This is a genomic window from Scleromatobacter humisilvae, from assembly GCF_023231945.1.
Lineage (GTDB): Bacteria > Pseudomonadota > Gammaproteobacteria > Burkholderiales > Burkholderiaceae_C > Scleromatobacter > Scleromatobacter humisilvae.
The window spans coordinates 476,081-495,585 of sequence record NZ_JAJLJH010000001.1 but is presented as its reverse complement, the minus strand read 5'-3'; the positions used below and the strand labels follow the sequence as shown (position 1 = coordinate 495,585).

Genomic DNA, 19,505 nt, shown 5'->3' with positions numbered 1-19,505 from the left:
ATGCCGATCCACGCGCTCCGTCCCACCGAACTCGATCCCATCGAACGCGCCAGCCGCGACGAGATCGCCGCGCTGCAGCTCGCGCGCCTGCGCGAGACGCTCGCGCACGTCTACGCCAACGTGCCGCACTACAGGCGCGCGTTCGACGAGAAGGGCGTGCATCCGTCTGACTTGAGGACGCTGGCCGACCTCGCGAAGTTCCCGTTCACCGGCAAGGGCGACCTGCGCGCGAACTACCCGTTCGGCATGTTCGCGGTGCCGCGCGAGCAGGTCGTGCGCGTGCACGCGTCGTCGGGCACGACGGGCAAGCCGACCGTCGTCGGCTACACGCGGTCCGACATCGACCACTGGGCCAACCTTGTCGCGCGATCGCTGCGCGCCGCGGGCGTGCGCAAGGGCGACATGGTGCACGTGGCCTACGGCTACGGCCTGTTCACCGGCGGCCTGGGCGCGCACTACGGCGCGGAACGCCTGGGCTGCACGGTGGTGCCGATGTCCGGCGGCCAGACCGAGAAGCAGGTGCAGCTGATCCAGGACTTCAAGCCCGACGCGATCATGGTCACACCGTCGTACATGCAGGTGATCTGCGAGGAGTTCCGCCGCCAGGGCCTCGATCCGCGCGAGATGAGCGTGCGCGTGGGCATCTTCGGCGCCGAGCCGTGGACCGAGGCGATGCGGCGCGACATCCAGCAGGCCGCCGACATCGACGCCGTCGACATCTACGGCCTGTCCGAGGTGATGGGCCCGGGCGTGGCGAGCGAGTGCGTGGAGACGCAGGACGGCCCGGTGATCTGGGAAGACCATTTCTATCCCGAGATCATCGACCCCGAGACCGGCGCCGTGCTGCCCGACGGCGAGGAGGGCGAGCTCGTCTTCACCACGCTGACCAAGCAGGCCTTCCCGGTGATCCGCTATCGCACGCGCGACCTCACGCGCCTGCTGCCGCCCACCGCGCGCAGCATGCGCCGCATGGGCAAGATCGTCGGCCGCTCGGACGACATGCTGATCATCCGCGGCGTCAACCTGTTCCCGACGCAGATCGAGGAGATCGTGCTGGCGCATGGCGCGCTCGGCGGGCAGTATCAGCTCGTGGTCACGCGCGACGGCCTGCTGGACAAGGTCGAAGTGCTGTGCGAGCTGCTGCCCACGCACGCGGGCAGCGATCCGGGCGCGGTCGGCCGCGACCTGCAGGAACGCATCAAGACGCTGACCGGCGTGAGCACCGCGGTGCGCGTCGGCATGCCCGATTCGATCGAACGAACCCTTGTCGGCAAGGCGCGTCGCGTCGTCGATCAACGCAAGAAGTCATGACATGACAACCCCCGCTCGCTTCGTTCGCAGCCTCCCGAGGGGGCGCTCGGGCTACTCCGGAGCGGCCGAGCGCACGCCCGAGCTTTGATCAGAGCTTCGCTTTAAAGGAACTTCGATGTATACGCAAGCCATGGACACCGCGCCGAAGGAAGAGCGCGCTGTCATCCGCAACGCCGACGAGGTCGTCGCCGAGCAGCGCTTCGAGGCCGCGCTCGACGCCGACGAGTTCATCGAGGCCAAGGACTGGATGCCCGAGCACTACCGCAAGACGCTGGTGCGCCAGATCAGCCAGCACGCGCACTCCGAGATCGTCGGCATGCTGCCCGAGGGCAACTGGATCACGCGCGCGCCCACCTTGAAGCGCAAGGCGATCCTGCTGGCCAAGGTGCAGGACGAGGCGGGCCACGGCCTCTACCTCTACGCGGCCGGCGAGACGCTGGGCACCTCGCGCGACCAGATGCTGGACGCGCTGCACACCGGCAAGGCCAAGTATTCGTCGATCTTCAACTACCCGACGCTGACCTGGGCCGACGTCGGCGTGATCGGCTGGCTGGTGGACGGCGCGGCCATCATGAACCAGCTGCCGCTGTGCCGCTGCTCGTACGCGCCGTACGCCCGCGCGATGGTGCGCATCTGCCGCGAGGAGTCGTTCCACCAGCGCCAGGGCTACGACTCGCTGCTGCACATGATGCAGCACGGCACCGACGCGCAGAAGGCCATGGTGCAGGACGCGACCAACCGCTGGTGGTGGCCCAGCCTGATGATGTTCGGCCCGCCGGACGACCAGTCGCCCAACACCGCGCAGTCGATGCGCTGGGGCATCAAGCGCATCAGCAACGACGACCTGCGCCAGAAGTTCGTCGACGCCACCGTCGAACAGGCCAAGATCCTCGGCGTGACGCTGCCGGACGCCGACCTGAAGTGGAACGCCGGGCGCGAGCACTACGACTTCGGCGCGATCGACTGGAGCGAGTTCTGGCAGGTCGTCAACGGCGACGGCCCGTGCAACAAGGAGCGCCTGGCCGAGCGCGTGGACGCGTGGAACGACGGCGAGTGGGTGCGCGAAGCGGCCCTCGCGCATGCACGCAAGGCCGCGGCCCGGCAAGAGCAGCGCGCCGCCTGAACGAACATCGGAAGAATACCCATGACCGCATCCAAGACCGACATCGCCAACGCTCAGGCACAGGCCCACGAATGGCCCCTGTGGGAGGTGTTTGTGCGCCCCAAGGCCGGCCTCGACCACAAGCACTGCGGCAGCCTGCACGCCGCCGATTCCAAGATGGCGCTGCAGCTGGCGCGCGAGGTCTACACGCGGCGCCAGGAGGGCGTCAGCGTGTGGATCGTGCGTTCCGACCAGATCGTCGCGTCCGATCCGGCCGACAAGGCGATGCTGTTCGATCCGATGGAGGACAAGGTCTACCGCCATCCGACGTTCTACGAGCTGCCGCCCGAAGTCGGGCACATGTGAGGACGCGGTCATGACCACCACGACCTTCGCCCCCTTGCCGACGACCGCGAGTCCTTCGTCGTCGATCGCCTCGACGACCACCGAGTCCATCGCCTTCGCGCCCACGCCGCTGCAGGCGTATCTCGTGCGCATCGGCGACACCTGCCTGATCCACGCGCAGCGCCTCGCCGAGTGGAGCGGCCACGCGCCGATCCTCGAAGAGGACATCGCGCTGACCAACCTCGCGCTCGATCTCGTCGGCCAGGCGCGCGCGCTGCTGACGCACGTCGGCCAGCAGGCCGGCTTCGACGAGGACCAGCTCGCGTTCCTGCGCAACGAACGCGACTTCCGCAACTTCACGATCGCCGAGCTGCCGGGCCGTCGCGCCGGCCAGGACTTCGCGAACGCGATCGTCCGCAACTTCCTGCTCGCCGCCTGGATGAACGTGCTGTGGGCCAGGCTCGAAGGGTCGGGCGACGCCGAGATCGCCGCCATCGCCGGCAAGGCCGTCAAGGAATCGCGCTACCACGTGGCGCACGCGGCCGACTGGCTGGTGCGCCTGGGCGACGGCACCGACGAGTCGACGCGACGCACGCGCCAGGCCGTCGACCGCCTGTGGCCCTACACGGCGGAGCTGTTCGAGACCGACGACGTCGACACCGCGGCCGCCGAGTCCGGCCTGGGCCCGATGCGTGTCTCGCTGAAGCCCGAGTGGGACGCGCTCGTCGCGCCGGTGTTCGCCGAAGCCGGCCTCGCGATCCCCGCGACGGGCGCGTTCCGCTCCACCGGCTCGCGCGGCGTGCACAGCGAGCACATGGGCTACTTGCTGGCCGAGATGCAGACGCTGCAGCGCAGCTTCCCGGGCGGCGCGTGGTGAACGCGATGACCGCGCCGGTATCGTCGTCCTCCACGCGCGTCACGCGTGCGTGGGACGTGCTGCACGGCGTGCTCGACCCCGAGGTGCCGGCGATCTCGGTCACCGACCTCGGCATCGTGCGCGACGTCGTCGAGCACGGCGACGGGCTCGAGGTCGTCGTCACGCCGACGTACTCCGGCTGCCCCGCGACCGAGGTCATCGAGCAGGCGATCACCGACGCCGTGAACGCCGCCGGGCTCGGGCCCGCGCGCGTGACGCAGCGGCGCGCGCCCGCGTGGACGACCGACTGGATCACGCCGCAGGGCCGCGAGCGGCTGCGCGCTTACGGCATCGCGCCGCCGGGATCCTGCGCGAGCGAGGCGACGGGCGCGAACGTCTCGCCGATCAGGCTGATGGCGCGCAACGTCGACTGCCCGCGCTGCGGCAGTGCGCAGACGGAACGCCTGTCCGCCTTCGGCTCGACCGCCTGCAAGTCGCTGTACCGCTGCGTCGCGTGCCGCGAACCCTTCGAACATTTCAAGCCGATCTGAGCAAGAAAGCCAACATGGCCGTCGACACCCATTTCCATCCGCTGAAGGTGCGCTCCGTGCGTCCCGAGACCGACGAGGCCATGGTCGTCTCGTTCGACATCCCCGAGAGCTTGAGCGACCGCTTCCGCTTCACGCAGGGCCAGTACCTGACGCTGCGGCAGCGCATCGCCGGCGAGGAGGTGCGCCGCTCGTACTCGATCTGCGCGGGCATCGCCGACGGCGAGTTGCGCGTGGGCGTGCGGCGCGTGCGCGGCGGCCGCTTCTCCAACTGGCTGGCCGACAACTTGCGCGTCGGCGACACCATCGACGTGATGCCGCCGCAAGGCCGCTTCTTCGTGCCCATCGAGCCGGCGGCAGCGCGCAACTACCTGTGCGTGGCGGGCGGCAGCGGCATCACGCCGATGATCTCCATCATGAAGACGGTGCTGGCCAGCGAGCCGGGCAGCCGCATCACGCTGGTCTACGGCAATCGCCGCGCGGCCTCGACGATGTTCAAGGAAGAACTCGAGGACCTGAAGAACAGGTACGTCACCCGGGTATCGCTGCACCACGTGTTCTCGGAGGAGCGCGTCGACTCGCCGCTGAACCAGGGCGTGCTCGATCGCGCCAAGCTGGGCGAGTTCCTGCAGCACCTGATCGTCGCCGACCACATCGACCACGCGTTCATCTGCGGCCCGTTCATGATGAACGACGAAGCCGAGGCCGCGCTGCTGGCCGCGGGCGTCGCGGCCGAGCGCATCCACGTCGAGCGCTTCGGCGTGCCCATCCCGGCCGATACGGGCATGGGTGTGCAGTCCGCGCCGGTGCAGTCGCCCGCGCCGGGCGATGCGGCCGACTGCCACCTGACGGTCGTCCGCGACGGCGTCACGCACCAGATCGAGTACCACGAGGCCGACAACAACCTGCTCGACGCCTGCGCCCACGCGGGTCTGGACGTGCCGTATTCGTGCAAGTCCGGCGTGTGCGGCACCTGCCGCGCGCACCTGGACTCGGGCGAGGTGCGCATGACGCGCAACTACGCGCTCGAGAAGCGCGACCTCGACGCCGGCTTCATCCTCACCTGCCAGGCGCATCCGACGACCACCGAAGTCCGCATCTCGTTCGACCACCGCTGATGGCCCGAACCCGCTCCGCCACCTACGACGACCAGCGCGACACCATCCTCGCGCGGGCCGCGGAGCTGTTCGCCGACCAGGGCTACACGGCGACGTCGATGAACGACATCGCGGCGGCCTGCGGCGTCTCGAAGGCCGGGCTGTATCACTACTACCGCGACAAGCGCGAGCTGCTGTTCCAGATCACCGTGGGCCACGTCGCGCGGCTGGAGCAGTTCGTCGTCGAGGTGCTGGAGGAGACGCGGGACGCCGATGCCGACACGCGGCTGCGCGCGCTGATCCTGCGCTTCGTGCGCGAGTACGCCAACGCTCAGAACGAGCACCGCGTGCTGACCGAGGACGTGCGCTTCCTCGAGGACGCCGAGCGCGTGCAGGTGCAGGAGCCGCAGCGCCGCGTCGTGGCCGCGTTCGCCGATGCCATCGCCGCGGTGCGGCCCAACCTCGCGCGCAACGAGCTCGATCGTCCGCTCGCGATGCTGCTGTTCGGCATGATCAACTGGATGTTCACGTGGCTGCGCCCCGACGGCGGCCTGACGCACGAGCAGATGGCGCCGATCGTCGCCGACCTGTTCTTCGGCGGCCTCGAGGCGGTGCGCAAGCCGCGCGCCGCGGCACGCCAGAATGCCGCGATCCCTTCCCTGACCGATTGACCGACTGATTGATGGAGAGACCTCGATGAGCAACAAGATCCGTTCCTCGTTCCATGCCTTGATGGCCGCCGTGCTGACGCTGGCGGTCGGCACCGCGCTGGCCGACATCAACGTCGGCGTCACCGTGTCCGCCACCGGGCCCGCCGCGTCGCTGGGCATCCCGGAGAAGAACACGATCGCGCTGATGCCGCAGACCATCGCCGGCCAGAAGATCCACTACATCGTGCTGGACGACGGCTCCGACACCACCAAGGCCGTCAGCAACACGCGCAAGCTGATCACCGAGGACAAGGTCGACATCATCCTGGGCTCGACGGTGACGCCCAACTCGCTGGCGATGATCGACGTTGTCTCCGAGGCCAAGGTGCCGATGATCTCGATGGCCGCGTCGGCCAAGATCGTCGAGCCGATGGACGACAAGCGCAAGTGGGTCTTCAAGACGCCGCAGAACGACATCCAGATGTCGCTGGCCATCGCGTCGCACATGAAGGACCACGGCGTGAAGACGGTGGGCTTCATCGGCTTCGCCGACGCCTACGGCGAGGGCTGGTACGGCGAGTTCAGCAAGGCCGCGGCGCTCAAGGGCATCACGATCGTGGCCAACGAGCGCTTCGCGCGCAACGATTCGTCGGTGACGGCGCAGGTGCTCAAGCTCCAGGCCGCCAAGCCCGACGCGGTGCTGATCGCCGGCTCCGGCACGCCGGCCGCGCTGCCGCAGATCACGCTCAAGGAGCGCGGCTACGCCGGCCTGATCTACCAGACGCACGGCGTGGCCAACGCCGACTTCCTGCGCGTGGGCGGCAAGAACGTCGAGGGCACGTTCCTGCCCGCAGGCCCGGTGCTCGTGGCGCGCCAGCTGCCGGTGGGCAACCCCGTGCGCGTCTCGGCGATCGAGTATGTCGACACGTACGAGAAGGCCTACGGCAAGGACTCGGTGTCGACCTTCGGCGGCCATGCGTGGGACGCCGGCAAGCTGATGGCCGCGGCGATCCCCGTCGCCCTCAAGAAGGCGCAGCCCGGCACGCCGGAGTTCCGCGCCGCGCTGCGCGACGCGCTGGAGAGCACGAAGAACGTCGCCGGCGCGCACGGCATCTTCAACATGACGCCCACCGACCACCTCGGCCTCGACCAGCGCGCCCGCGTGATGGTCAAGATCGACAAGGGCGCGTGGAAGGTCCAGGAGTAAATCGATGAGCCAGCCCTTGCAACTCCAGAGCTACGTCGGCGGCCGCTTCGTCGGCGCGCGCGCGGGCGCCGCGCTCGCGAGCGCGATCGACGGCCGCACCGTGGCCTTTGCCCACGCCGACGAACTCGACTTCGGCGAAGCGGTCGATCACGCGCGCCGCGTCGGCGTGCCCGCGCTGCTGGCGCTCGACTTCCAGCAGCGCGCCGCGCGGCTGAAGGCGCTGGCCAAGTTCCTGATGGAGCGCAAGGAGCAGCTCTACGCAATCTCGCACCACACCGGCGCGACGCGCGCCGACAGCTGGATCGACGTCGAGGGCGGCGCCGGCACGCTGTTCGCGTACGCCAGCATGGGCTCGAACGAGCTGCCGTCCGGCAACCTGATCCACGAGGGCCCGGCGATGGCGCTGGGCAAGAAGGGCCAGTTCGCCGGCACGCACGTGCTGGTGCCGCGACGCGGCGTGGCCGTCCACATCAACGCGTTCAACTTCCCGATATGGGGCGCGCTCGAGAAGTTCGCGCCGACCTTCCTCGCGGGCATGCCCAGCATCGTCAAGCCGGCCACGTCGACGAGCTATCTGACCGAGGCGATGGTGCGCCTCGTCGTCGAATCGGGCCTGCTGCCCGAGGGCTCGCTGCAACTGGTGGTGGGCTCGACGGGCGACCTGCTCGATCGCGTCGACGGCCGCGACATCGTCACCTTCACGGGCTCGGCCGATACCGCCGCCAAGCTGCGCGTGCGGCCCAACCTGATCGCGAACAGCGTGCCCTTCAACGCCGAGGCCGACTCGCTGAACTGCGCGGTGCTGGCCGACGACGTCACGCCCGACGACGTCGAGTTCGACCTGTTCGTCAAGGAAGTGGCGCGCGAGATGACGGCCAAGGCCGGCCAGAAGTGCACCGCGATCCGGCGCGCGATCGTGCCGCGCAAGCACCTCGCGGCCGTCACCGAGCGCCTGAAGGCGCGGCTCGCGAAGATCGTCGTCGGCGATCCGTCGCTGGAAGGCGTGACGATGGGCGCGCTCGCGTCGCGCGACCAGCAGCGCGACGTCGCCGAGCGCGTCGCGCAGCTGGCGCGTGGCAACACGGTGCTGTTCGGCGCCGACGCCGGCTTCGCGCCGCGCGGCACCGGCACCGACCAGGGCGCGTTCTTCGCGCCGACGCTGCTGCTGTGCGAGCGCCCGGACATGAACTCCGCCGCGCACGACGTCGAGGCCTTCGGCCCGGTGTCGACGCTGATGCCCTACGACGAGTTCGACGAGGCGCTGGCGCTGGCCGAGCGCGGACGCGGCAGCCTCGTGGGCACGCTCGTCACGCGCGACCCGCATCGCGCGGCGCATGCGGTCGGACGTCTGGCGGCGCTGCATGGCCGCATCCTCGTCCTCGATCGCGACGCCGCCGGCGAGTCCACCGGCCACGGCTCGCCGTTGCCGTCGCTCAAGCACGGCGGCCCGGGCCGCGCCGGCGGCGGCGAGGAGCTGGGCGGCATCCGCGCGGTCAAGCACTACCTGCAGCGCGCTGCAGTGCAAGGTTCGCCGACGATGCTGGCCGCGGTCACCGGCGAGCACGTCAAGGGCGCGGCGGTGCACGAGTCGGGCGTCCATCCGTTCCGCCACGCGTTCGAGGACCTGACCGTCGGCGACTCGCTGCTGACGCACCGCCGAACCGTCACCGACGCCGACATCGTCGCCTTCGGCGGCATCTCGGGCGACTTCTTTTACATGCACTTCGACGAGATTGCGGCAAAGGCGTCTCCCTTCGGCAAGCGGATCGCGCACGGCTACTTCGTGCTGTCGGCCGCCGCGGGCCTGTTCGTCTCGCCGGCCGAGGGGCCGGTGCTCGCGAACTACGGGCTCGACACGCTGCGCTTCGTCAAGCCGGTGGGCATCGGCGACACGATCCGCGCGCGCCTCACCTGCAAGCGCAAGATCGACCGCAACAAGGTCGGCGCCGACGGGCGAGGGCAGGGCGTGGTGGCCTGGGACGTCGAGGTGACGAACCAGGACGGCGAGGTCGTGGCGAGCTACGACATCCTGACGCTGGTCGCCAAGCGGACGGAGCCGGCGGCCGCCGCCTGAACCCCGCGGGGTATCCGGACTGTTGTCGGGCAGCCCACGGCCGCGTTGTGGCACGGGGCTTGCTCGACAGGGAATGCCCCAGTCGGTGGCTGAGAGTTTATACAGTAAGTGTGGTATAGTTACGCCTGCACGGGGCGGAACATCTTCACGTTCTCCGCCCTGTTCCTACCCCGGAAGGATCATCACTCGATGTCGAAGCAAGAAGTCAAGACCACCCTTGGGGCCGACGGCCTGCGCTATCGCTCCAAGGCCGCAGGATCCCCTTTCGCCGCCACCGGCGCCTTTGGCGCTGCCACGATGTCGTGCTTTCTCTGCGGCAAGCATCGTCCCCGTGCCCAGCTGAAGACCCGCAAGCTCCTGGGCCGCGCCCAGTCGGTCTGCGCTCCCAGCTGCAAGGAGGCCGACGCGCAGCCGGCTTGATGCATGACTGCGGGGCGCCCGACCGGCTCCGCAAGATGCTTCACGGACGCACGCCCTCGGGCGTGCGTTTTGTTTTTGGGCGCTGCCCGGGCCGTTGACGTCGATCAGCCCCGCCATCAGGCTGGTTGCCGCTGGCGCTATGCGCTGGCGCCGCTAAGCTGCGGGGTCCGTTCAGACAGGAAGCGTGCCATGCCCGAACTCCACTCGTCCCTGCTCCAGTCCACGCTGCATGCCGAGCTGCGGGCCGCGTGGAAGGCCGTCCACGCCGCGCATGCGGGCGAGGGCCTATACGGCTTCGGCGTCGTCACCACCGACTCGGCCAGCACGCTGTCGGTCACGGCCTTCAGCGAGGCGGGCCTGGAGGCAGCCGTCGCGGCGGCGCTCGTCAGCAAGCGCGGCAAGGGCCGCGATCCCGCGCTCGTCCGACAGAACCTGCGCTGGAGCCTCGTCGACTCGCCGCTGCACGAAGAGGGCGCCGACCTGCTGCCGGAGGCCAACCTGCTCGTCCAGGAGCTCGATGCCGAGGCCGACGAGGACGACGACTTCGACGCCGACGATTTCGAGGAGGGCGCCGAGTTCGACGATGTCGACGACGAGGGCGAGACGCTCGACACCCTCGTCGACGAGGTCTTCGAGATCGCCGTCGAGGCGCTGCAGGACCTGGACGAGGAAGGCCTGTTCGGCAGCGGGCCCGAGCGCGAGCGCCTGGTGCTGTGCGTGTGGAAGGCCGACCAGTCCAACCTCGAGCGCTACGACTTCGCCAGGATGCTGAACCCGCCGGCGGTCGCCCGGCGCTTCGGCGAGGAGATGAACGCCGGCAACCAGGCGTTCTACAAGCTGTACCTGCCGGACGAGGCGCTGCCGGAGGACGATGTCTTCGAGTGACTGCAGGCATCCCGCCGGTGTCTTCGCGCCCGTCGTCGACGCCAACCGCTGCGAAGGCAAGTCGGCCTGCGTCGCCGAGTGTCCGTACGACGTCTTCGTCGTGTGCCGGCGCGAACGCGGCGAGTTGCCGCAGCTGACGATGCTGGGCACGCTCAAGTGGTGGGTGCACGGCGGCCAGCAGGCCGAGGTGCTGCGCGCCGACCAGTGCCACGGTTGCGGGCTGTGCGTCAGCGCCTGCCCCGAGAGCGCGATCACCTTGCAGCGGGTTGGTACCGGTTCCACGAAGTCCTGATAGCCTTGCGGCATGTCCGAGTCTTCCGCCTTAGCTTCCGACGCCACGCGCGTCGTCCCCTCCGTGCGCGCCAGCCAACTGGCCGTCGCCTCGCTTTTCGGCGCGCTGGGCTTCGGCTACGGCACGTGGACGTCGCGGCTGCCGGCGATCAAGGCTTCTCTCGGCCTGAGCACCTCGCAGGTCAGCGTCGTGCTGCTGTCCGCGGCGATCGGCTCGGTCCTGTCGTTTCCGGTGACGGCCGCGGCGTTGCACAAGCTCGGTTCGCGCGGCGCGAGCGTGCTGGCGGGATGCCTGCTCGCGGCCGGGCTCGTCGCGCTGGGCCTGGCACCGAGCTGGATGCTGGCCTGCATCGTGATGTGCTTGTACGGCGTGATCGCCAGCACGATGGATGTCGCGATGAACGCGCAAGGTGTGGAGGTCGAGCGCGCGACGGCGGTGCCGGTGATGTCGCGGCTGCACGCGGTCTTCAGCCTCGGCACGATGGCCGGCGCGTTCCTCGCGTCCAGCATCGTGGGCTTCACGACCTCGGTGCCCGTGCACTTCGCGGTCGCCGCGCTGGTCGTGCTGGCCGCGACGCTGCTGCCGCGCGCGGGGCTCGTCGCCGACGCGAACGCCATCGACGGCGGCACGCGCTCGTTCGCGCTGCCGCGCGGCGCGGCCCTGCTGATCGGCGCGATGGCCTTCCTCGGCATGATCGTGGAGGGCTCGATGGTCGACTGGTCGACGCTTTACCTGAAGGAACGCGCCGCGGCCTCGCAGCAGGTGGCGCCGCTGGGCATCGCGAGCCTGCAGGGCGCGATGCTGGTGACGCGCTGGTTCGGCGATCGCGCGCGCGTGCGCTGGGGCGCGCGCCGGCTGCTGTTCGGCGGCTCGCTGCTGGCGGGCCTGAGCCTCGCCGCAGCGCTCCTGATCGGTGGCGTCTGGCCCGCGCTGGTGGGTTTCGGGCTGTTCGGTATCGGCGTGGCGACGGTGTCGCCGTGCGTGTACGCGGCCGGCGCGCGCGAGGGCGGCGTCGCGCTGGCGGCGGTGATGACGCTGGGCTCTCTCGGCTTCCTCGTCGGCCCGCTGGTGATCGGCGCGGTGGCGCAGGCCACCAACCTGTCGTGGGGCATGGCCGTCGTCGCCGCGTCGGCGATCGCGCTGGCGGCGCTGTCGCGGCGCGTGCGCTGGGACTAGCGCTCGAAGAGCATCACGCGCCAGCGCGTGTCGGTCTGCGGCGTCGGGATCTCGTCGTGGCGCAGGAGCGCGAAGCCGAGGTCGACCAGCAACTGCTCGACACGCGGCGTTGCGTGGTTGGTGAACGCGCGCCCGTCCGGGTCGCGGCCGTCGGCCAGCAACTCGGGCAGCATCTCCGGCACGGCCATCAGCAGGCGCGCCCGCGGCCGCAGCACGGCGCTCAGTGCCGCGAGCGACGCGGGCAGCGCGTCGTCGGGCACGTGCATCAGCACCGCGCTGCAGGCGACGCCGTCGAAGCCGCCGCCGAAGGGCTGGCCCAGCGCGGGCAGCGCGGCCGCCTCGACGCGTCCGCGCAGGCGCGCGTCACGCGCGAGCGCCTGCGCGCGCATCGCGTCGTTGGGCTCGACGCCAAAGGCATCGAAGCCCATGTCCAGCAGCGCGACGATGTCGCGGCCCTTGCCGCAGCCCACGTCCAGCACGCGCGCGCCGGGCGCGAACGCGGACTCGAAGTGGCGCGACATCGCGCTGCGCGGGGCCTCCTCGCCGGCGACGGCCCAGCGATCGTAGAACGCCGTCGTGCCGGGCGCGATGGTCATTGGCAGCGGCCCGTGCCGGTGAGCAGTTGCAGCGCGTTGCGCGGGCCGGTCGCCTGGCCCCTGGGCATCGCCGTGCGCGCCTCGATCTGGCCGCCGCACGACGCCTTCGAGCGCGTCATCTGGTGCACGAACCACACGCCGCCGAGCGCGAGCGCCACCCACGCGCCCAGGCCGAGCGCGATCAGCATCCATTCCCGGCGCGTGAGCCGTGACCGTCGCGTGGCTGGTTCGTGCTGCGGCATCGTTCGAGCGGCGAACGCTTCGGTCAGAGATCGCGCAGGTCGGGGCCGGCGCCGCCGACTTGCTGCAGGCGCTTCGGCGGCCAGTTCTGCGTGCTGTTGTAGATCAGCAAGCCGCCGACGATGGTGCCGATCGGGAAGCCGAACAGCATCAGCACGCCGACGATGACCGAGCCCGTCTTCGCGATGCCGTTGCGGTTGCGCGCACCGACCGCCAGCGCCGCGTGGAGCGCAACGACGGCGCCGAAGAACAATGCGACGGCAGCGGCCGCGCCCCATTCGTGCTCGCGGACGCTGCCCATCGACGCGAAGGCGAAGACCGCCACGATCAGCAGACCCAGCACGCCGTAGATCCAGGCGATCGTGCGGTGAATGTCGGCCGTCGTATCGGCATGGCGTGCGGGGACTTGTTTCGGACTCCAGTCCTGGCCGGTCGATGTCGTGTTCAAGAGGCCTCCTCAGCGGTTGTTGTGACGCGAAGCTTACCGCGGCCGACAAGGGCATCGCGGCCGGTGCGCGCGTGCTTTGCCTGGAGCCGCGAGAATGCGGACATGCACCTGCCTTCGAGTTCCCCCCGCCATCCGTCCGTGCGCCGCACGCTTGTCTGCGCCGTGCACATCGCGATCGGCCTGCTTGCGACCGCCGCGACCGCCGCCGACAACGGCATGCCGCAGCCCGCAAGGATCGTCACCGACGACGTCGTCTATGACCACTCGCAGGTCGAATGGTCCGAGGCCTACCTGCAATGGGTCGCGACGTTCGCGCGCGGCAACAGCCCGGTCTCCGACACCACCGGTGCGCTGTGCGCCGCGAAGCAGGAGGGCGACGTGTGGTTCCTCGCGACGTCGGACGGCACGGGGCCGGTCGAGCGCAGCTGCACCATTCCGAATGGCAAGACCTTGTTCGTGCCGCTCGCCACCACGGTGGAGCGCTCGGGCAACAAGGAGCCGGTCTGCGAGTCGATGGCGCGCCTCGCCTCGGGCAGCCTCACGCACGTGAGCCAGCTCACGATGACGATTGACGGCGTGGCGGTCGACAACATGCCCAGCCACCGCATCCCCACCGGCGACTGCTTCGCGCTCGGCGCGCGCCAGTTCCCGCCGTCGCGTGCGAAGACGGCGGTCGCCGACGGCTGGTACGTGATGCTCGCGCCGCTGTCGGCCGGACCGCACACGATCGTCGTCAACGCGCGCTATGACAGCACGCCGTTGTCGACGACATACCACCTGGACGTGCGTTAGTCGAGATCCTTGCGGTTCTCGATGATGCGCGAGATGAGGCCGTACTCGATGGCTTCCTCGGGGCCCATCCAGTTGTCGCGCTCGATGTCGACCAGCACCTTCTCGAGCGGCTGGCCCGTTTCCTTCGCGATGACCTTGGCGATGCGCTCGCGGGCCTTGATGATCTCGCGCGCCATGATCGCGATGTCGGTGGCCTGGCCGCCGGCGCCGCCGCTGGGCTGATGGATCAGGAAGCGCGTCTGCGGCAGGCAGAAGCGGCGTTCCTTGGGCACGGACAGGAACAGGTGCGTCGCCGCGCTGCCGACCCAGCCGGTGCCGATCATGCGCACCGGGGCCGAGATGAAGCGGATGACGTCGTGCACGGTGTCGCCCGACTCCAGGTGGCCGCCCGGCGAGGACACGAGCATGTCGATCGGCTCCTTGGGCGAGTCGGCGTCGAGGGCGATCAGGCGGCGCACCGTGTCGGCGGCGGACTGGTCGTTGATCGCGCCGAACACCAGCACCGTGCGCGACTTGAAGGCCTTTTCTTCGAGGAAGGAGCTGCGGGCGTCGGCATGCGCGGCGGCGGGCGGGGGGGATTCCATGTGCATTTGAGTGAGCTCCGGATTTGTCTCAGGTGCCAAGCGTACCGCGTTCCGCGGCCCCGACGCGGCACGCGGGTCGGTCGAGTTGCTCGACGATGCGGAGCAGGTGGAGACGATGGCCGCAAGTTCAACGGCCGGCCGCGGAAATCGACGAACGCGCGCAGGCGGGACCGCAAATGAAAGGCGGGACGAAGGGTCGCCCCTCGTCCCGCCCGATCACGCCGAAGCGCCGCGGCTTACTTCAGCAGCTGCGTGATGATCGCCGGCTTCGGGCTGCCCCAGCCGGTCACCAGGTCGAAGTTGGTGCCGGCGGAGTAGCTGCCCGACTTGCCGCTGGTGACGTCGTGGAAGCCCGTCGAGTAGCTCGAGGTCACGTTCTGCGAGTAGATCTTCGGGTTGAAGAAGCCCACGTTGCCCTTGCCCTGCGAGGCGGCCTGCTGGTTGGCCAGCGCGACCAGGCCGGCCCACATCGGGGCGGCGAAGCTCGTGCCGCCGTAGGCGTTGGCCTGGCAGGTCGTCTGGTTGTCGCAGGTGTAGAACGTGAAGTTGGCGTTGGCCGCCACGTCCGGACCGTTGCGGTAGCTCGTCGAGCCCTTGTTGGTCGACGTGATCACGCCCGCGGTCTGCTGCCAGGTCGGGATCTTGATCTTGTTGGGCGAGATGCCGCCGCCCGAGTCGACCCAGGCGGTCTCCGACTTCCAGGCGCCGCCGGCCGAGGCCGTGACGAGATCCGTGCCGCCGACCGCGATGATGTTCGCGTCGTCGGCCGGCCAGGATTCGGCGTTGCCGGACTTCGTCCACGTCGAGTTGTCGCCCGACGCGACGAAGAAGCTCTGGCCCTGCACGGCCATCTTCTCGAAGTACGGATCGAGCGTGCTCGCGTCGGCGGGCGTCCAGCCCCACGAGCAGCCGATCGCGCCGGCCAGCGGGCTGTGCGTGGTCATTGCGCTGATGATGGCGGTGTCGGTGGAGCCGACATACATCTCGAGGCCGGCCAGGCCCGGGGCCATGCCCAGCGCCTGGGTGATGTCGAGCTCCTGCTCGCCGTCGTCGCACTTGTTCTTGGCGGTGCACGAGGTGCTGGTGCCGTCGGTGGAGATCAGCGTGACCGGCACCTTGTTCGTCTGGCCGATGTTCTTGTAGTACGTGGTCAGGTCGGCCAGGTCGGTGCCGTAGTACTCGAACAGCGCGACGTGCTGGCCGGCGCCGGTCAGCGAGCCGCTGCCATAGTAGGCGGCGCGCATGTCGCTGCCCAGGAACGAGGCCGACGGGCCCGAGCCGGTGGTGGCGTGCGAGACGACCGCGTCCTCGGAGATGCCGCGGGCGGCGGCGTAGTCGGTGCGCTTGACGTACTTGGGCTTGGGGATGGAGAAGTTGTCCATGCCCGAGACGTGCCACAGCTTGACGGCGAGGTCGGTCGTCGGCTCTCGGTCGGGCGAGAAGAACGTGCGGTTCTCGGTCGGATGCTTGTAGTTGCGCATCGTCACGTGGAAGGCCTTCTCGACCTTGTCGATCGAGCCCTGCACCTGCAGGTCCATGCCGTCGCGCGTGCCGCCGGTCACCTTCAGGCCGCGCTCTTCCATGTAGCTGCGCACGGCCTCGTAGTCGGCTTGCGTCGGGCCGAAGCGCTCGGTGAATTGCGCCGGGGTGATGTAGTGGCGGAACATCGGGCTGTCGGGATCGGTGATCGCGCGCGCCAGCGCCTGCAGGCCTTCGCGGTCACGCACGGGCAGCACGATGTCGAGGTTCATCACCTGGGTCGCGGCGGGGGTGCCGACCATCTGGGCCTGGCCGCCCGGGATCTCGGCGTGCACGTGCTTCGTGTGCGCGCCTTCGGCCTGCGCGCCCAGCGACAGCGTGCCGAGCGCGGCCATCAGCGCCAGGCTGACCTTGCGGCGCGCACCAATATGAGTTCCGATATTCCCCAATTTGGACATTTGAATCTCCGAGATGGACAGGTGATGGGGATAAGGTGATCCCCGGGCCGCGAAATATAAATGCGGCTTCTCGGCGAGTTGAACGCTCGCTAACCATCATCTCGTTTTCCCGTGGGTATTCGGCGCGTTGTTTGCGAACCATGAAAACCATGTCGCGACGGCGATAGCCCTGATCGGCATAGGCGGATACTGGGATCGCGCGATTGCACGGCGCCGCGTTCGCAGGTCTCGCGAACGAGGCAGGGGTGGCGCGGCAGGCCGCGCTCGGCGATGCGGCCGGCCTCGCGACAGAAACGAAACGGCGTCGCTGCAATTGAATACCGCAAACCGGGTAGCTCGAATGCCAATTGCGAACTATTCAAATGAAAAGGCGGCCGATGTGGATGTTCGTGCCACCTGCAATACCCGATTCCCGGTACTGCCCGCCAACCTGTCGTTAGGCTTTCAAACTATTGTCGATTTCGAAGTTAGGGGGTGCGATGAAATCAATTTCCGGCGCAGTGGGAAATAGTTTAAACCTCAACCAGTCGGTCGACCCTCAATCCTCCAGCGCGATCAGCTCCGCCACCGTCTGCCGGCGCCGGATCACGCGCGAGGTGGCACCGTCGACCAGCACCTCGGCCGCCAGCGGCCGCGTGTTGTAGTTGGAGCTCATGGACGCGCCGTACGCGCCGGCGTCGTGGAAGACCAGCAGGTCGCCCGTCTCGGCCGGGGCGATCTCGCGGGCCTCGACGACGCCGCCGGCGTCCTGCGTGAACACGTCGCCCGATTCGCACAGCGGGCCCGCGACCACCGTGGGCACGCGCTCCGCGCCGCGTGCCAGTTCCGCGCGGACGTCCGCGTTGGTGCAGGCGATGACGCTGATCGCGTGGTGGCCGCCGTACATGGCCGGACGGACGAGGTCGTTGAAGCCCGCGTCGCACAGCACGAAGTGGTTGCCGCCCATCTCCTTGACCGCGCGCACCTCGGCGAGCAGCGCGCCGGACTCGGCGACGAGGAAGCGGCCCGGCTCGATCTCCAGATGCACCGCGTGGCCCAGTTCCGCGGCCAGGCGCCGGCGCGCGGCGTCCCAGAGGCTGAAGTAGTGCGCGGTGTCGACGCTGGCGTCGCCTTCGCGGTACGGGATCGACAGCCCGCCGCCGGCCGAGATCGCCGTGACGTCGTGGCCGAGCGCGACGACGTCGCTGACGTGCTGCACCATCGCGTCGCACACGCGCTCCAGGTGCGCGTAGTCGACCCCCGAGCCGATGTGCATGTGCAGGCCGACGAGCCGCAGGCCGTGGCGCGCGATGGCTTCGAGCGCGGCAGGCAGGTCGGTCGGCCAGATGCCGTGCTTGCTGTGCTCGCCGCCGGTGTTGGTCTTGCGGCTGTGGCCATGACCGAAACCCGGGTTGATGCGCAGCCAGAGGCGATGGCCGCTCGCGCGTTCGCCGAGATGCTCGCCGAGTTGCTCGATCATCGCCACCGAGCCGGCGTTGACGGGAATGCCGTGCTGCGCGACGAGTTCCAGCGTCGCCCGGTCGATCTCGTCGGCGGTGAAGACGATGCCGCTGTGTTCGCCGCGCGCGTCGTAGCCCGCGTGCAGCGCGCGCTGGATCTCGCCCGCCGAGACGGCGTCGACCTGCACGCCGAGCGAGCGCAGCAAGCGCAGCACGTGCGTGTTGGAGCAGGCCTTCTGCGCGAAGCGCACGGTGTCGAACTGGCGCAGGCGCTCGACGCGGGCGCGGATGGTGTCGGCGTCGTAGACCCACAGCGGCGTCGCGTGCGCGGCGGCCAGCGACTGCAGGCGTTCGTCGGTGAAGGTGGCGGGGGCAGGGTGCTGGAGCGTCGTCATGCCCCATGGTGCCCGGCGATCTCATATCAGTCCAATGCTTTGGCTTGGCTGGTCGTTCCACATTTGATATGGTTGGCGGATGCCCGAAGCCAGCCTGCTGACCCACCGCCACGTCGACGTGTTCCGCGCCGTGATGACCGCCGGCAGCGTCACCGGCGCGGCCGAGGCGCTGTTCACGTCGCAGCCGACGATCAGCCGCGAGCTGTCGCGCATGGAGTCGCTGCTGCGCCTGTCGCTGTTCGACCGCGTGCGCGGCCGGCTGCGGCCCACCGCGCAGGCCTATGCACTGTTCGACGAGGTGCAGCGCTCGTACGCAGGCCTGGAGCGCGTGGCCGACACCGCGCTCCGCCTGCGCCAGTTCACCGAGGGCCAGCTGTCGCTCGCGTGCCTGCCGGCGTTCTCGCACGCGCTGCTGCCGGGCGCGTGCGCGCGCTTCCAGGCGGCCCATCCGGGGGTCAGCGTGTCGGTCAACCCCTACGAATCGCCGCTGCTGGAGGAGCGCCTGGCCGCGCAGGCGCACGACCTGGGCCTGACCGAGCACGACAGCGCGCCGTCCGGCGCGCAGGTCACGCTGCTGATGGAGTTCGACGAGGTCGCCGTGCTGCCGGCGGGCCATCCGCTGCTCGCGAAGAAGCGGCTCGCCGCGCGCGACTTCGCCGGCCAGGCCTTCGTCAGCTTCCATCCGCGCGACCGCTACCGGCAGTCGGCCGACAAGGTGTTCGCCGAGGCCGGCATCGACCGCCAGCTCGCGGTCGAGACCGACAGCGCGGTGGCCGTCTGCGCGATGGTGCGGCACGGGCTCGGGCTGGCCATCGTCAACCCGCTGACGGCGCTCGCGCTGTCCGGCCCGGGCTCGGGCATCGAGGCGCGGCCGCTCGCGTTCTCGATACCCTTCCGGGTGTTCTCGGTGCGGCCGTCGCACCGGCCCGGCAATCCGCTGGTGGCGCGCTTCGAGGCCGCGCTGCGGGCCGAGTGCGGCGCGCTCGGCGAGGCGGTCGCGCGCGCGTGGGGCCGCGCGCGCAGGCGCTGAATTCGCCGGCAGCGAAGCACGCCTTGGCGAGCCGAGAACCCGCGACGGAGCCATGGCTGGCGGCAAGCCCTAGAGTGGGCC

General features: G+C 69.6%; 21 protein-coding genes. 15 read left to right on the top strand and 6 right to left on the bottom strand.

Translation table 11 applies throughout. From position 1 onward, the window contains the following. The 13 genes from paaK to LPC04_RS02230 all read left to right on the top strand — a co-directional run bounded on the left by paaK (nucleotide 1) and on the right by LPC04_RS02230 (nucleotide 11,963). The gene (gene paaK, locus LPC04_RS02290; protein WP_275680561.1) at nucleotides 1-1,311 is read left to right on the top strand and encodes a phenylacetate--CoA ligase PaaK; all 1,311 of its coding nucleotides are present in this window, start codon (nucleotides 1-3) and stop codon (nucleotides 1,309-1,311) included. Nucleotides 1,312-1,426: 115 nt separating this feature from the next. Continuing rightward, entirely contained in the window at nucleotides 1,427-2,434 is a 1,008-nt protein-coding gene (paaA, locus tag LPC04_RS02285) for a 1,2-phenylacetyl-CoA epoxidase subunit PaaA (protein ID WP_275680560.1), read from the top strand. A 21-nt stretch (nucleotides 2,435-2,455) separates the two neighbouring features. Next, nucleotides 2,456-2,779: a 1,2-phenylacetyl-CoA epoxidase subunit PaaB gene (gene paaB, locus LPC04_RS02280; protein WP_275680559.1), complete on the top strand. Its 324-nt coding sequence runs from the start codon at nucleotides 2,456-2,458 to the stop codon at nucleotides 2,777-2,779. A gap of 10 nt (nucleotides 2,780-2,789) precedes the next feature. Further along, the gene (paaC, locus tag LPC04_RS02275; RefSeq protein ID WP_275680558.1) at nucleotides 2,790-3,635 is read left to right on the top strand and encodes a 1,2-phenylacetyl-CoA epoxidase subunit PaaC; all 846 of its coding nucleotides are present in this window, start codon (nucleotides 2,790-2,792) and stop codon (nucleotides 3,633-3,635) included. A gap of 5 nt (nucleotides 3,636-3,640) precedes the next feature. Further along, nucleotides 3,641-4,165 carry a 1,2-phenylacetyl-CoA epoxidase subunit PaaD gene (paaD, locus tag LPC04_RS02270; RefSeq protein ID WP_275680557.1) on the top strand — a complete coding sequence of 175 codons (525 nt, stop codon included), beginning with the start codon at nucleotides 3,641-3,643 and terminating at the stop codon, nucleotides 4,163-4,165. Between the two features lie 14 nt (nucleotides 4,166-4,179). Beyond that, entirely contained in the window at nucleotides 4,180-5,280 is a 1,101-nt protein-coding gene (gene paaE, locus LPC04_RS02265; RefSeq protein ID WP_275680556.1) for a 1,2-phenylacetyl-CoA epoxidase subunit PaaE, read from the top strand. Further along, complete coding sequence (locus LPC04_RS02260) at nucleotides 5,280-5,930, top strand: TetR/AcrR family transcriptional regulator (protein ID WP_275680555.1); 651 nt, start codon at nucleotides 5,280-5,282, stop codon at nucleotides 5,928-5,930. The genes paaE and LPC04_RS02260 overlap by 1 nt, the downstream gene beginning before the upstream one ends. Nucleotides 5,931-5,991: 61 nt before the next feature. Then, complete coding sequence (locus LPC04_RS02255; protein ID WP_275681907.1) at nucleotides 5,992-7,116, top strand: ABC transporter substrate-binding protein; 1,125 nt, start codon at nucleotides 5,992-5,994, stop codon at nucleotides 7,114-7,116. A 4-nt stretch (nucleotides 7,117-7,120) separates the two neighbouring features. Beyond that, nucleotides 7,121-9,190: a phenylacetic acid degradation bifunctional protein PaaZ gene (paaZ, locus tag LPC04_RS02250; RefSeq protein WP_275680554.1), complete on the top strand. Its 2,070-nt coding sequence runs from the start codon at nucleotides 7,121-7,123 to the stop codon at nucleotides 9,188-9,190. 189 nt (nucleotides 9,191-9,379) lie between these two features. Further along, entirely contained in the window at nucleotides 9,380-9,610 is a 231-nt protein-coding gene (locus LPC04_RS02245; RefSeq protein WP_275680553.1) for a hypothetical protein, read from the top strand. A gap of 189 nt (nucleotides 9,611-9,799) precedes the next feature. Beyond that, nucleotides 9,800-10,495 carry a DUF4303 domain-containing protein gene (locus tag LPC04_RS02240; RefSeq protein ID WP_275680552.1) on the top strand — a complete coding sequence of 232 codons (696 nt, stop codon included), beginning with the start codon at nucleotides 9,800-9,802 and terminating at the stop codon, nucleotides 10,493-10,495. Next, complete coding sequence (locus LPC04_RS02235; protein WP_275680551.1) at nucleotides 10,482-10,787, top strand: ferredoxin family protein; 306 nt, start codon at nucleotides 10,482-10,484, stop codon at nucleotides 10,785-10,787. The genes LPC04_RS02240 and LPC04_RS02235 overlap by 14 nt, the downstream gene beginning before the upstream one ends. Before the next feature lie 12 nt (nucleotides 10,788-10,799). Further along, entirely contained in the window at nucleotides 10,800-11,963 is a 1,164-nt protein-coding gene (locus LPC04_RS02230; protein WP_275680550.1) for an MFS transporter, read from the top strand. On the opposite strand, the gene LPC04_RS02225 is transcribed toward LPC04_RS02230, so the two are convergent. The 3 genes from LPC04_RS02225 to LPC04_RS02215 all read right to left on the bottom strand — a co-directional run bounded on the left by LPC04_RS02225 (nucleotide 11,960) and on the right by LPC04_RS02215 (nucleotide 13,247). Beyond that, complete coding sequence (locus tag LPC04_RS02225; protein ID WP_275680549.1) at nucleotides 11,960-12,559, bottom strand: class I SAM-dependent methyltransferase; 600 nt, start codon at nucleotides 12,557-12,559, stop codon at nucleotides 11,960-11,962. The genes LPC04_RS02230 and LPC04_RS02225 overlap by 4 nt on opposite strands. Continuing rightward, complete coding sequence (locus tag LPC04_RS02220; protein WP_275680548.1) at nucleotides 12,556-12,747, bottom strand: hypothetical protein; 192 nt, start codon at nucleotides 12,745-12,747, stop codon at nucleotides 12,556-12,558. The genes LPC04_RS02225 and LPC04_RS02220 overlap by 4 nt, the downstream gene beginning before the upstream one ends. Nucleotides 12,748-12,824: 77 nt before the next feature. Continuing rightward, the gene (locus LPC04_RS02215; RefSeq protein ID WP_275680547.1) at nucleotides 12,825-13,247 is read right to left on the bottom strand and encodes a hypothetical protein; all 423 of its coding nucleotides are present in this window, start codon (nucleotides 13,245-13,247) and stop codon (nucleotides 12,825-12,827) included. Between the two features lie 102 nt (nucleotides 13,248-13,349). Between LPC04_RS02215 and LPC04_RS02210 the strand changes: the two genes are divergently transcribed. Then, complete coding sequence (locus LPC04_RS02210; RefSeq protein WP_275680546.1) at nucleotides 13,350-14,039, top strand: hypothetical protein; 690 nt, start codon at nucleotides 13,350-13,352, stop codon at nucleotides 14,037-14,039. Here the strand turns inward: LPC04_RS02210 and LPC04_RS02205 are convergent. The 3 genes from LPC04_RS02205 to lysA form a co-directional block, all read right to left on the bottom strand. Further along, nucleotides 14,036-14,623 carry an ATP-dependent Clp protease proteolytic subunit gene (locus LPC04_RS02205; protein ID WP_275680545.1) on the bottom strand — a complete coding sequence of 196 codons (588 nt, stop codon included), beginning with the start codon at nucleotides 14,621-14,623 and terminating at the stop codon, nucleotides 14,036-14,038. The two genes, LPC04_RS02210 and LPC04_RS02205, sit on opposite strands and share 4 nt — an antisense overlap. A 236-nt stretch (nucleotides 14,624-14,859) precedes the next feature. Beyond that, nucleotides 14,860-16,560: a S53 family peptidase gene (locus LPC04_RS02200; RefSeq protein WP_275680544.1), complete on the bottom strand. Its 1,701-nt coding sequence runs from the start codon at nucleotides 16,558-16,560 to the stop codon at nucleotides 14,860-14,862. A 538-nt stretch (nucleotides 16,561-17,098) separates the two neighbouring features. Then, the gene (lysA, locus tag LPC04_RS02195) at nucleotides 17,099-18,394 is read right to left on the bottom strand and encodes a diaminopimelate decarboxylase (protein ID WP_275680543.1); all 1,296 of its coding nucleotides are present in this window, start codon (nucleotides 18,392-18,394) and stop codon (nucleotides 17,099-17,101) included. Nucleotides 18,395-18,473: 79 nt separating this feature from the next. On the opposite strand from lysA, the gene LPC04_RS02190 reads away from it, so the two are divergent. Then, entirely contained in the window at nucleotides 18,474-19,424 is a 951-nt protein-coding gene (locus LPC04_RS02190; RefSeq protein ID WP_275680542.1) for a LysR family transcriptional regulator, read from the top strand. Nucleotides 19,425-19,505: the final 81 nt, after the last annotated feature.